This is a genomic window from Streptomyces sp. NPDC047706, from assembly GCF_043204795.1.
Lineage (GTDB): Bacteria > Actinomycetota > Actinomycetes > Streptomycetales > Streptomycetaceae > Streptomyces.
Map to the genome: position 1 here is coordinate 269,845 of NZ_JBIDCW010000003.1, position 13,368 is coordinate 283,212.

General features: G+C 68.0%; 7 protein-coding genes and 1 pseudogene. 4 read left to right on the forward strand and 4 right to left on the reverse strand.

Translation table 11 applies throughout. The annotated features are described in order from the left end of the window. Window positions 1-211 precede the first annotated feature (211 nt). The gene (gene pglX / locus ACGF8A_RS05020) at window positions 212-3,973 is read left to right on the forward strand and encodes a BREX-2 system adenine-specific DNA-methyltransferase PglX (RefSeq protein ID WP_393104310.1); all 3,762 of its coding nucleotides are present in this window, start codon (window positions 212-214) and stop codon (window positions 3,971-3,973) included. Between the two features lie 65 nt (window positions 3,974-4,038). On the opposite strand, the gene ACGF8A_RS05025 is transcribed toward pglX, so the two are convergent. Beyond that, complete coding sequence (locus ACGF8A_RS05025; protein ID WP_393104312.1) at window positions 4,039-4,230, reverse strand: DUF397 domain-containing protein; 192 nt, start codon at window positions 4,228-4,230, stop codon at window positions 4,039-4,041. Beyond that, a complete protein-coding gene (locus ACGF8A_RS05030) occupies window positions 4,227-5,057 on the reverse strand; it encodes a helix-turn-helix domain-containing protein (RefSeq protein ID WP_393104314.1) in 831 nt (276 codons plus the stop codon). Before ACGF8A_RS05030 ends, ACGF8A_RS05025 begins: the two co-directional genes overlap by 4 nt. A 153-nt stretch (window positions 5,058-5,210) precedes the next feature. Between ACGF8A_RS05030 and ACGF8A_RS05035 the strand changes: the two genes are divergently transcribed. After that, window positions 5,211-5,657, forward strand: coding sequence for an ATP-binding protein (locus ACGF8A_RS05035; protein WP_393104316.1), 447 nt, complete (start codon window positions 5,211-5,213; stop codon window positions 5,655-5,657). Between the two features lie 53 nt (window positions 5,658-5,710). Here ACGF8A_RS05035 and ACGF8A_RS05040 read toward each other — a convergent pair whose 3' ends face one another. Together ACGF8A_RS05040 and ACGF8A_RS05045 are read right to left on the reverse strand one after the other, a co-directional pair. Further along, a complete protein-coding gene (locus tag ACGF8A_RS05040; protein ID WP_393104318.1) occupies window positions 5,711-6,079 on the reverse strand; it encodes a helix-turn-helix domain-containing protein in 369 nt (122 codons plus the stop codon). Further along, window positions 6,076-6,450, reverse strand: a pseudogene (locus tag ACGF8A_RS05045) (type II toxin-antitoxin system RelE/ParE family toxin). Before ACGF8A_RS05045 ends, ACGF8A_RS05040 begins: the two are co-directional and overlap by 4 nt. A gap of 231 nt (window positions 6,451-6,681) precedes the next feature. Between ACGF8A_RS05045 and ACGF8A_RS05050 the strand changes: the two are divergent. Together ACGF8A_RS05050 and pglZ are read left to right on the forward strand one after the other, a co-directional pair. Further along, window positions 6,682-10,602: a PglY protein gene (locus ACGF8A_RS05050; RefSeq protein WP_393104319.1), complete on the forward strand. Its 3,921-nt coding sequence runs from the start codon at window positions 6,682-6,684 to the stop codon at window positions 10,600-10,602. Continuing rightward, window positions 10,602-13,367, forward strand: a complete 2,766-nt coding sequence (gene pglZ, locus ACGF8A_RS05055) for a BREX-2 system phosphatase PglZ (protein ID WP_393104320.1) — start codon at window positions 10,602-10,604, stop codon at window positions 13,365-13,367. Before ACGF8A_RS05050 ends, pglZ begins: the two co-directional genes overlap by 1 nt. The last annotated feature ends 1 nt before the right edge of the window (window position 13,368 follow it).

Here is a 13,368-nt window from a genome sequence, read left to right on the forward strand (position 1 = left end):
GCGGGTGCCGGGGCTGCGGGTGTGGTCGAGGCCGCCGGGACCGGAGGAGGTGTCTGAGCCGTCACGGTGATCACCTTAGCGGCGTGATCATGGCAGATGAGAGTACTTTGCCATGACTCCTGCGGGATCTGTTTCGGTCGACAGTGCTGGCAGGATTGGGACGCGAAACCGTATGGCGATGTGCGGTGGGTGACGTGGTGCTGCGAGAGGGATGCGAAGAGTGACGGTCACGGGCCAGGATGCGCGGGCGGGGCTGGACCAGGCGGCGCTGCTGAAGGATCTGCGGCGGCAGGTCGTGATCCTTGAGGACGATCTGCGCGCGCGCAGTGAGTCTGTGGAGGAGTACCGCGTCCGGTTGGAGTCCGAGTACCGGCGGGCCCGGGAGGCGCAGCGTACGGCGGCGACGTATGGGGCGTGGCGGGACGAGCGGGTGACTCAGGCTGCGGTGGCTTGGGTGCTGGCCTGTGTCTTCGTACGGTTCTGTGAGGATCACGGGCTGATCGAGGCGCCGTTCATCGCCGGGCCCGGGGAGCGGTTGGTCGAGGCGGAGGAGCGGCACGAGGCGCACTTCCGTGAGCATCCCGACCACAACGACCGAGACTGGCTGCTTGCTGCCTTCGAGCACCTTGCGGGGGCCCATGAGACCGTGGCCGGTCTCTTCGACCGCGCGCACAATCCGCTGTGGGAGCTGATGCCGAGCTATGAGGCCGCGTCGGAGTTGCTGCGGTTCTGGCGGCGGTGGGACGCGGACGGGCGGATCGTTTACGACTTCTCGTATCTGGAGTGGGATACGCGGTTCCTCGGTGACCTGTACCAGGACCTGAGTGACCATGCCCGGAAGACGTACGCGCTGCTGCAGACGCCGGAGTTCGTAGAGGAGTTCATCCTCGATCTGACGCTGGATCCGGCCATCGAGGAGTTCGGGCTGGATCCCGTGGTGGAGGGGCCGGGAGGTGCCGAGCGGCGGGGGCTGCGGACGATCGACCCCGCGTGCGGGTCCGGGCACTTCCTGCTGGGGATCTTCGAGCGGCTCGTGGAGAAGTGGCGGGAAGCGGAGCCGGGCGCCGATGAGTGGTCTGTGGTGCGAAGGGCTCTGGAGTCCGTCCACGGGTGCGACAAGAATCCGTTTGCGGTGAGTATCGCTCGGTTCCGGTTGCTGGTTGCGGCTATGCGGGCCGCGGGGGCTGAGCGGTTGGCGATTGCGCCGGTGTTTCCCATCAATGTGGCGGTGGGGGACTCGTTGCTGCATGGCCGGGATGCGGCGGGTATTCAGACAGATTTGGGGACGTTGTTTGAGGAGACGGAGCGAGGTGGCCCTGGGGCTGGGGGTGCCTTTGTTTACTCTACGGAGGATGTGGGGGAGTTCGCCGGGGAGGTGGATTTGCTGGGGCGGGGGTCCTATCACGTCGCGGTGGGGAATCCGCCTTACATTACGGTCAAGGATGATCAGGAGAAGAAGAACTACAGGGCGGCTTATGACGCTTGTGCAGGTCAATACGCTCTCTCGGTGCCATTTGCGCAACGCTTGTTCGAGCTGGCATTGAAAGGGGCGGGTGGTGCGCAGGGTGGTGGTGGTTTCGTCGGCCAGATCACCGCGAACTCATTCATGAAGCGAGAGTTCGGTAAGAGGCTCATTGAGCGATACTTCCATGAACGAGTCGAGCTGTCGTATGTTATCGATACGTCTGGTGCATATATTCCAGGCCACGGGACTCCCACGGTGATTCTCGTTGGGCGAAATCGCGTGCCGAGTGATCACCGAACAATTCGGGCAGTGCTGGGAGTGCGGGGAGAACCGTCGCAGCCAGAGGTTGCGGCCGAAGCGTCTGTATGGAAAGCAATCGTTCAGCAAACCGACAGACCAGGAAGTGATTCGGAGTGGGTCACTGTAGAGGATGTCAGTCGAGGACGGTTGGCTGGATTTCCCTGGTCCTTGAGCGGTGGTGGGGCTGGTCAACTTGTCGAGCATCTCACTCGTGGGCCTCGTGCTCTCCTTGGTTCTCGGACTGAAAGTATCGGATTCTGCGCGGTCACGCGTGAGGACGACGCATACATGATCGGTCGCGGGGCGGGGCGTCGCCTCGGAATTCCGCCAGTGAGCATCCGCCCCTTGCTTGGGGGATCGGAGGTTCGGGACTGGGGGTTCGGAGACGGGATCGGGTCGATCTTTCCGTATCGAGACTCCTCGCGGTCAGCTGAAATTGATTCGGCAGTCGAGAAGGTGTTGTGGCCGAATCGTCTATTGCTGAAGTTGCGGCGGGCACTGTCAGGGACTCAGGAAGAGCAGGGCCTGACATGGTATGAGTACTCCAGCTTTGCGCCGAAGCGCTATTGGGCAGACCGCTTGATCAGCTTTCCTTTTGTCTCCACGCACAATCATTTCGTGTTGCGGCGAGACGCTCGAGGATTCATTCGAACTGCACCAGTGATCAAGCTGCCGGAAGGTGCAGGGGAGGATGAGCACCTGGAGTTGTTGGGGGTGCTCAACTCGTCCACAGCTTGTTTCTGGTTGAAACAGGTAAGCCAAGATAAGGGAAATAGAGGTGGGGAGCGATCCACGGGGCGGTATGCGTGGGAAAGCTTTTACGAGTTCACTGGAACGAAGCTTCAGGAATTTCCGCTGCCGGAACGCTTGCCGTTGATGCTCGGGCACGTCCTCGACTCTCTTGCTCAGGAGTTGGAGCAGTGCGAGCCGTTCAGTGTGCTTGAGTCGGGCGTACCGACGCGTGCTCGCCTCAATGAGGCCTACGCTCAGTACGCTCGAACCCGGCGCCGCATGATCGCCCTCCAAGAAGAGCTCGACTGGCACGTCTACGGGCTCTACGGGCTGCTGAGCGACGGAGAGGTTGCCCGTACAACGGTCCGATCGCCTGCGGCTGACGAGATTCCTGAAGTGGAATTGGGTGAGCGAGCGTTTGAAATCGTCATCGCTCCTCGATCGGCCTCCGATGAGGCCGTCGAGCAATGGTTTGAGCGGCATGGTTCCGCTCCCGTAGCCGAAGTGCCGAGGCGTTTGCCGGACTGGTATCGAGACATCGTGCAGGCCCGCATCGACATCATCGAGCGGCGGAAGGACATCGCGCTCATCGAGCGTCCCGAGTGCAAGCGGCGATGGTCAGTCGAGCCCTGGGAGAAGAAAGAGAAGGCCGCTCTGCGTACTTGGTTGCTCGACCGGTGCGAAGACCCCGCGCTTTGGTTCAGCTTGCGTGAGGGTGTGAATCAGCCGCGTCCACTCACCGTCAACCAACTCGCAGACGCCCTGAGTTCCGACGCTGACTTCAACTCCGTCGCCGCGCTGTACGCCTCCGACCACCTCAACAAGCCCGACCTCCCGCTCGGGCAGGTGCTCGCCGATGTCGTCGCCGATGAGCACGTGCCGTACCTCGCTGCCATGCGCTACAAGGACCCCGGCCTGCGTAAGCGTGCGCAGTGGGAAGAAGTCTGGGAGCAGCAGCGGGAGGAGGACCGGACTGGGCAACGGCTTGATATCCCCGTACCGCCGAAGTACTCGTCCGCCGACTTCCTCAGGCACTCCTACTGGTCCAACCGCGGCAAACTCGACGTGCCCAAAGAGCGATTCATCTCCTATTTGGAGGCCGGGCCCGAGGCCGATCCGACCGTGCTGCTCGGGTGGGCCGGGTGGGATCACAAGGATCAGGCCCAGGCGCTCATCAACCTGATTGAGGACCGCACTGACCAGAGCGGCTGGGATACCGAGCGGCTCACCCCGTTGCTTGCCGGGCTGCACGAGGTCATGCCCTGGGTGCGGCAGTGGCACGGTGAGTACGACGCCGAGTGGGAGTCCGTGCCGGCGGAGGACTGTGATGCCTTCCTGGACGAGCAGATGGGCAAGCATCGGCTCAGCGCAGCGGATCTCAAGGCCTGGCGGCCTGTGAAGCGGGCGCGAGGACGTAAGGCTGCCGCCTCGAAGAAGGCGAGCGCCCCGGAGCAGCCCGCCCTCGACGTCGAGTAGGCGGAACGTGGCGGTGGGGCTGCGGAGTTCAGAACTCCGTCAGCCCCACGGGCATTGGGCGGGCGTCAGACTCGGGCGTCTGCCGCGTATGCGACGAAGGTCGACCACGTGGTGCGGGAGAGGGCGAGCTGGCCGCCCTCCTCGTCCTTGGAGTCCCGGACGCGGACGGCTTCAGGGCAGTCAGCGACTTGGACGCAGTTGTCGCCCTCGCTACCGCTGTAGCTGCTCTTGAACCACGCCGGTTCCGTAGTGCTCATAGCGCTCCTCGCATGTGTTCCAGCAGGCTCACCGTGGCCCTGCAATCGAGGGCCTGCGCACGCAGCTTGCCATAGCGCTGGAGCAGGACGCTCACGTCCTTCGATGCCGTGATCAGGGTGCTGGAACGCTGACCCTCGGTGTAGCCGATCCACTGGTTGTCAGGAGTCTCTGCCAGGTACATCTGGCCGTCAACGCCCGCGTGATCCTCCTGCTGCAGTGGCATGAGCTGGATCTCCACGTTGCGCAGCTTCCCGACCTCCAGGAGGTGGTCGATGAGGGCCTTTGTGACGCTCGCTCCACCCACCCGCCGTTCCAGCAGCGCCTGTTCGATGACGAAGCTGAAGGCCGTGTTCGGCTTCTGCGTCAGGAGTTGCTGTCGCTCAAGTCGCGCCGCAGTCTCGCGTTCCACCTGCTCCTCGGTCACCGGCGGCAACCTTCGATCAAAGATCGCCCGGATGTAAGCCTCCGGCTGCAACAACCCAGGAATCGCCCGGCACTCATACGCATAAAGCGAGATCGCCTCCTCCTCGATCCCCGCCCACTGCACGAACCACGAAGCCAGCCCCTGCCGCCGCGTCAGATGCCGTGCCGCCGCCTTGAGCACCCTCGGCGCCTGTAGAACCACCCCGGCCCGCTCGATGAACCTCACCGACGGGAACCGCTTCCCCTGCTCCAGCTTGGCCACCGCATGCACCGAGTACCGCACCTGCGGCGCGAACTCCTCCTGCGTCAGGCCCGCTTCCTCCCGCAACGCTTTCAGGACCGCGCCGAAGCTCTTGAGGCCGTCCGACACTTCCGGTTCACTGCTCGCGACGCCGTCCAACACGCCCGGCCCACCTCCCACGTACCCCACCGGGACATCAACCCGCCCATGGTTACGGGGCGTCACCCACCCTGTCCACTCAGTGAACCCACCCAGCCGCGGCTGTACCAGCGCCGTGCCTGTTGAACGACCCTCCCTCGCACAACGCTGGACCGCATGACCGCACCTCAGGCCCAACCGGCCGTCACCGTACGTGTGTTCTTCCAGCGGCTGAGCGCGACCCGGCGCGGCGCCCGCCTCGCCCGTCACCTCGCCACGCAGCAACTCGACGCCTGGGGCATCCCGTTCGGCTCGGACCTCTCCGACACCGCCGCCCTCGTCGTCGCCGAGCTGGCCTCCAACGCCGTACTCCACGCCCGCGTACCCGGCCGCGACTTCGCCCTCCGCCTTGAACACCGTACGGACACGCTCCGCATCGAGGTCGCCGACGCCCGAGGCGACCGCCCCCTCACCGCACAGCCGCCCGCGACCGCCACCACGCATGCGACCACCGATCAAGTCGACGGCCGGGGCCTTGTCATCGTCGGCGCCCTCGCCTCCCGTTGGGGCGTCGCCGACCGTCAGGGGCCTGGCAAGGTCATCTGGGCCGAGATCGATTACTGAATCCGCCTCGGCCTGCGCCGCCGTGTGAGTGGGGCGGCCGCCGGAGTCCTGGATCAGGCAACCGAAGAGGCTCCGCCCGACGATGCTTCGTCCGGTCGGGGACCGTCGTGCGCGGTGAAGGCGAAGGCTGAGCTGTCGCCGTCCAGATTGATGGTCAGTGACGCGTCCAGCGCCTTGGCCAGGCGGGTGAGCAGCGGGAGGGTCGGTACGGAGTCGCCGCCCTCGATATTGGAGATCTGGGGCTGGGTCATTTCCGCGCGCCGTGCCAGTTCGCTCTGTGACAGGCCGAGTTCCGTACGCCGGTCGTAGACGGCCTGGCCGAGAGCGAAGGCATACCCTGCCGCCACGTAGGCGGGGGAATCCTCGACGTCTTCGCCCAGCAGCTTCCGGGTCCGACGCGTCTTCCATTGGGAGTGATTCACGAGATTTCCTCCTTCGACCGGTCGTAGCCGTGTTCTGCCGGGCTGTGGCCTGCCTCGCACACTTTCTGCGCCTGCTGAGCGCGCTCGACCTCGGCGTCCTCACGCTGCCTGGTCTTGCGGAAGACCGTCAGCAGGACGATCCGCCGCTGTGGAGCGAGTCAGTAGGTGACGCGGACCGCGTTCCCGTCCGTCGTGAAACGCAGTTCGCGGAGCTTGCCGCCGAGGTGACGCGAATACGGCTCACCGAGAGTCGTCGGCTGATCGGCAAGCATGTCGGCGGCACGCTCGGCCTTGTCGTACTGCTGGTCCGAGAGGAGTTCCAGCCATTGCCGAACCTCCGGTTCGATCTCGATCTGCCACGGGTCACCCACACCCCGACTATACAGATATCTATATGGGCCGCCAGCTCCCTGTATGCGCCCGTTTCGTCACGCACTGCAACTGCCGTCCGCCTGGTCGTCGCCGAACGTGACCTGAGCGTCACGGAACCTGCGTCTGGCCTGGGCGCAAGGCATGGCAAGACTGGCAAGATTGGATGTCGCGCGTGAGATCGGGGAGATCGGCGCGCCCCGACTGCTGCCGAGTGAGGGAACGAGAGCCGGATGCCCACCAGCGAACTCTTCCTGCGGGATGTCATCGACATCAAGGAAGACGTCCATGCCGGCGATTTCAAGGTCGAGCTGTCCGGCGGGTTCACCGAAACCGATGCCCGCGTCGCGGAGTACGTGGTCACCGAGCAGTTGCAGGGGGCCTTCCGGAGCGCGCTCGGGCTGGTCGGGGCGGCGGTCAGGTCGGGGAACTCGCACGCCGCCTACCTGCACGGTTCCTTCGGTGCCGGTAAGAGCCACTTCCTGACCGTGCTGCACGCCGTGCTGAACAACAGCGCGGCGGCCCGCTGCAAGCCCCGGCTGCAGGAGGTCATCGCCGAGCACGACGACTGGCTGCGCGACAGCAACTTCCTCATGGTGCCCTACCACCTCGTGGGCTCCACCGACCTGGACTCGGCCATCCTCGGCGGCTACGTGCACGCCGTGCGTTCCCTCGACGGGAACAAGCCGACCCCCGCCGTCTACCGGGCCGACTCCGCGCTCGCTGACGCGCGCAGGCAGCGGGAGTTCCTCGCCGACGACGCCAAGTTCGTGCAGTGGCTCGGCGACGGGGCCGCCGCGGTGGCCCCGGGCGGCGGTGCCGTGGGCGCGGACGGCGATGACGACGACCTCGACATGCTGGACGCGGACGACGCCGCCCCGGCCGCCGGCAGCTGGACCTCCGCCGACCTGGACCGTGCCTTCGACGCGCCCGCCGGGGACCCGTACCGCGAGGCGCTCGTGTCCGCCCTGCTCTCCGGGCCCATGGCGGCGTACGCGCAGGGAGCCCGCGGCGACAAGGACGCCTTCGTGCCGCTGGAGAACGGGCTGTCGGTCATCTCCCGGCACGCCAGGTCCCTCGGCTACGACGGCATCGTGCTCTTCCTCGACGAACTGATCCTGTGGCTCCAGGCGCACATGGGCGAGCAGGACTTCGTGCGCGACCAGGTGCAGCGGCTGGTCAAGCTGATCGAGTCCGGGGACACCGACCGGCCGGTGCCGATCGTCTCCTTTATCTCGCGTCAGCGCGACCTGTCGCAGCTCATCGGCTCCGACGTGGCGGGCGCCGAGGTGCAGAACCTGGAACAGCAGATCGAGTACCTGGCCGGACGTATCGACGTCGTCAATCTGGAGGACAGCAACCTCGTCGAGATCATCAAGCGCCGTGTGCTGGAACCGAAGCCGGGGATGGAATCGGCCCGCGACGAGGCCTTCACGCTCGTAGAGTCGTCCAAGGACGAGGTCCGGCAGGTGCTGCTGGACGCCCACGGGCGGACCGAGGCCAGCTGGGACGACTTCCGCACCCTGTACCCGCTCTCGCCCGCGCTGCTCAATGTGCTCGTGGACCTCTCCGGAGCGCTCCAGCGCGAACGCACCGGCCTCAAGCTCGTCCAGGAACTGCTGCGCCGCCGGCGCGACGACCTGAGGATGGGGGAGCTGATCCCGCTCGGCGATCTGTGGGACGTCATAGCGTCGGGCACCGGCGAGGCGTTCACCGCCAAGCTGCGCCGCGAGTCCGAGATCGCGCACCGCTTCCACGCGCGCGTACGGGCGCATCTGCTGGAGAAGTACGGGTCCGTCGACGATCCGCGCTACCGGCGGGACGACCGGCTCGTCAAAACGCTGCTGCTCGCCGCGCTCGCCCCCAACGTCCCGGCTCTGGCACGGCTGACCGGTGGGCGGCTCGCCGCCCTCAACCACGGCACGATCAGGGCCCGCGTGGGGTCGGCCGGATCGATCGCGGTGAAGGCGCTGCGAGACCTCCAGGCCCAGGGTTTCGGCGAGCTGAGGAGCGAGGGCGACGCCGACCCGGTGTTCCATCTGCACCTGTCCGACCTGGACGTCGAGCCGCTGCTCGAAGAGGTCCAGGGGGTCGCGGACAAGGGCGGACACCGGCGGCAGTGGGTCAAGGACCAGCTGTGGGCGGCCTTCGGCATCAAGGACACGCAGGCGTTCGTGTGCGAGCGCGAGATCGTCTGGCGGGGCACCAAGCGGACCGCCGAGTTCGTCTTCGGCAACGTACGGGATCCCCATCTGCCCGACGAGCAGTTCGAACCGCAGACAAACGGCAACATCCGTTTCGTACTGGACTATCCCTTCGACGAGCCGCAGCGTTCGCCCATCGAGGACGTCCACCGGATCGAGGCCCTGAAGCGGTCGGGACGCACCGGGAACACCATCGTCTGGCTGCCCGACTTCTTCTCCGAGCAGCGGGCCCGGCAGCTCGGCCGACTCCTGAAGATCAACTATCTGCTGGAGCGCGACCGCCTCGACGACGTCACCGCCACCCGCCCGACCGAGGAACGGATCCAGATCCGCCACCAGCTCAAGGCACAGAGCGACAACCTCACCACGCAACTCTCCGCCGTACTGGAGCAGTTGTACGGGATCAGCAAGGCGGAGGCCGCGAACGTCGGAGCCGAGGTCCCGGCGGACCAGCACGTGTGGTCGCTGCGGCCCGGCTTCACGCGGCAGAAGCCCGAACCCGGGATCGGCTTCGAGAAGAACCTCTACGCCCTCGCGGACGAGATGTTCGCCGTGCTCTACCCGAAGCACCCGGACTTCGACCCCGCCCTCACCCGCAAGCCGGTCACGCTGCGCGAGCTGAAGACGGCGCTCGAATGGATCGGCCGGGCCATGGAGAGCGGCGAGCGACGCATCGTCGTCGACAGCCACCAGCTGGCCATGGTGAAGAAGATCGTGCATCCGCTGGGACTGGGCGAGGTGTACGACGGTCCGCTGAACGTCAGCCGTGAGTGGCGGCTGCGGATCAACCAGAAGGCCGCCGACGCGCACGCCGGGACGGACCTGTCCGTCGAGGACATCCGCAGGTGGATCGGCCAGCTCGGGTTCACCGGCCTGGAGAAGAACGTCAGCAACCTGATCATCGCCACCTACGCACTGCTCGACGACCGGACGTGGGTCTACCAGACCTCACCGCTGCGGCAGGCGCCGGAGCTGGACAAGATCGGTCCCGGCTACGGACTGCGCGCCGTCGAGAAGCCGACCGACGAGGAGTTCGCGACCGCGCGTGAACGGGCCGGAAGGATCTTCGGGGTTCACGTACCGCCCGCGCTCATCGCACTGAACGTCGCCAAACTTGCCACCGGCGTGAAGGAAGTGGCCGAGAGGCATCGCGATGCCGTGAGCGGGGTCCGGTCCGTGCTGCAGAAGCGGGCCGGGGAACTGGGGCTGCAGGGCCCCCAGGGGGCGGACGCCCCGCGGATGAGGTCCATGAAGGCCGCGGCGGACCTCGTGGCCCGGCTCGGGCGCACCGACGACGCGGCCGTGGTGGTGCGCGAGCTCGCGGCGGTGGCGTACGACGTGACCGACCAGGAGATCGGGGCAGCCCTCAAGCAGGCCCCCGAGGTGCTGGCCGCGCTCGACGACACCAACTGGAAGCTGCTGGGCAGCGTGCGCGGCTTCACCGGCCGGGACGACGGCGTGGGCGACCGGGCCGCACGGTTGATCCAGGTCATCGAGGAGACCGCGAACGACCACGAGCAGGCCCGCTCGCTCGTCCCCGTACTCGAACAGCTCCAGGACCGGGCGCTGGCCCTCGTCAACGAAGTCGCCCGCCTCGCGCAGGTCGCCCAGCCCGTGCCACCTCCGCCGCAGCAACCACAGCCGACCGCCGACGACATCAGCTTCACGGAACACGGGAAGCCGGTGATCCCTTCGGCGCCCGTCGTGCCGGAGGACACGCCGCAGCAGGCCGACGGTGGCGGGCGGCCGGTCGACGTACCCGCTCACGCCGTACGCCCGGGGGCTCCGCATGTCGTCGAGCCCACTCGGCTCGAAGCGTCCCTCGCCGCCACGGTCGCCGACGTGGAGGAGGAGATCAGGTCGTACCTCGCCACCCACCCGGGCACCCGCATCCAGGTCACCTGGCGGCCCGTGCCCCCCGGCGACCAGGAGAAGGAGGCCGGACGCTGATGGGCGCCGCCCTGCCCCAGGTGGGCCGTCGCACCATCGAGGCCCTGCTCGCCACGCACGCCTCCGCGCTCGGAGACCGGCGTCTGGTCCTGGTGCACGGGCGCTACACGGCCGGCGCGCCCGAGGAGTTCACCGTGCGGACGGGGGAGGAGACGCGGCGCGTCCGCGTCAGCCACCAGGCGTCCGTCCTGGGCATCCTCGAGGAGTGGACGAAGCACCGGGACAAGGCCGCCGGTGCGGACCTCCTCGTCGTCACCACCGGCGTCGACGACGGTCAGATCGGCTGGGACCTGCGCGGTCAGGCGGTGCGGCGGCAGACGCTCACGGTGGAGAACGCCGAGATCGTCATGCAGCGCTTCGGAGCGGCCGGACTCGACCCGCGCATGTACGACGAAGGATGGCTGCTGGAGGCGCTGCTCGACGCCGAGCCGTCCCGGGGGTGGAGGCGCGCGGGCTCCGTCCTGACGCGGGACGCTGCGCTGCGCGCGCTGGTCGTGGCCCGGCTCGGGCTGGGCGACGGCGACGACGGGGCGGCCCCGGCGGCGGGGACAGTCGTCGATCTGGACGCCTTGCTCACCTGGTCCCGTACACCTGCGGGGCCCCTGCGGTTCGCCGAGCTGGACCAGACCGAACGGGACGAGCTGAAGAAGTGGCTCGGTGAGACCACGGGGCCGGCCGCACCGGTCCTGATGTCCCTGGCCGAGACCGGGCGCGGACCGGACGCGATGCCGCTCGGTCTGCTGGGAGCCGTGCTGCGCGACCAGGCCGCGAGCCCGGACGTGGTGCTCGCCGTGGGCGGGCTGTTCGGCCAGGTGATGCCGCGCCGGACCGAACTGCAGTCCTTCACCGAGGCCGTCGAGGGCGCCCTCATCCGCTGGATCGGGGAGGCCCGGCACAACACCGACGCACGGGAGCGGGTCTCCGCGGTCCTCAAGCGCGCCGACAAGCTCGCCGAGGACGCCGGACTCACCACGGCCCTCGAATCCAACCGCTTCCTGCCGTCCAGCTTCACGGCCCAGCTGCGGCACGTGACGGCAGCGGCCCGTACCTCCCCGGAAGCGGGGGAAGCGGCCCTGTCCGAGCTGAACGCGCACATGCTGGCCCGGCTGAACACGGACCGCGTCGGCGTGGCCGAGATGGCCGTTCGCATCGCCCGCTGGCTGGCCCTTCCGCGGCCCTCGGTGGCGTCGGTGGCGGCCGGAGTACGGGACCAGGCAGGGGACTGGGGCTGGGCGGACCGGGCGCTCGCCGTTCTGTGGGCCGGCGACCCCGAGGGTGACGCCGCCGCGGGCGAGGACCTCCGTGCCCTGTACGAGGCGGCCCGGGAGCGGCGCGAGCGGCTGGACGAGGAGTTCGCCCGGCGGCTCGCATCCTGGGTACCGAACGCCACCGCGCTCCACCCCGGCGGCTGCCTGGTCGTCGAGAACGTACTGGCCGAAGCCGTCAGGCCGCTGGCCGGCGATACGGCTCCGCTCGTCCTGGTGCTGGACGGCATGAGCTGTGCCGTCGCCGCCCAACTGGGCGAGGAGGTCGAGCGCGAGGGCTGGACCGAGGCCGTGCCCGGCAGGGCGGGCCCGGAAGAAGAGCCGCGGCGGATGGCCGCGGTCTCCATGCTGCCCTCGGTCACCGAGGTCAGTCGTGCCTCCCTGCTCACCGGAACGGCGGTCAAGGGCGGTCAGGCGAAGGAGAGTTCGGGCTTCGCCGCCTTCTGGAAGCAGCGGCGACTCGACGCGCTGCTCTTCCACAAGGCCGGGATAGAGGGAGGGGCGGGAAGGTTCCTCTCCGAGGAGATGATGGCCGCGCTCGCCTCCGATGCGGTCGTCGGCGTCGTACTGAACACCATCGACGACGCCCTCGACAAGGGACAGCAGGGGCGGCGTACCCAGTGGAGTCTGGGTGACGTCACCTACCTGCGGGAGCTGCTGTCGGCGGCCAAGGGGTACGGGCGCCCGGTCGTGCTCGTCGCCGATCACGGCCATGTGCTGGAGAGGGGCGCGAGCGAAGGACCTGTGGGTGACGAGGGCGCGGGGCCCGGCTCGGCCCGATGGCGTACGGGCGCGGCGAAGGACGGCGAGGTCCAGCTGTCGGGGCCGCGTGTCCTTGAGGGCGGCGGCACCATCGTCGCGCCCTGGCGGGAGGACATCCGCTACACCGGCCGCCGGGCCGGGTACCACGGCGGAGCCGCGCTCGCTGAGGTCACGGTGCCGCTGCTCGCCCTGGTGCCCGACCGCGACCTGGTGCCGAAGGGGTGGGAGGCCCTGCCCCGGGAGCAGGCCGTGCCCCGGTGGTGGGCCCCCTACAAGGGCGGGCGGCCCGAGGCCGTGGCAGCGCAGGAGCCACCACGCAAACCGAAGCGGGGCAAGCCGAAGGAGCGGCACGCGGGCGAAGGGCTCTTCGCCGCTGCCGACGTCGCAGTGCCGGCCGCGGACGGAGCCGCCCCTGCCACCCTGGGCGAGCGGGTGGTCGCCAGCGAGGTGTACGAGGCGCAGAAGGAGTACGTCCGCAAGGCTCCCGAGAGCAAGGTCGTGGCGGCCGTCATCGACGCGCTGGCCGGGGCGGGCGGCACCATGTCACCGGCCGCGCTCGCCGGCGCCATCTCGGCGACCGGGCGGGTGCGGCGCAACATCGACGGGTTCATCGCCACCGTGCAGCGGCTGCTCAACATCGAGGGCTACCCGGTCCTCGGATTCATCGACGCCGGGCACACGGTGAAACTCGATGTGACCCTGCTGCGCGACCAGTTCTTCCCGAAGGAGCCGACGTGAC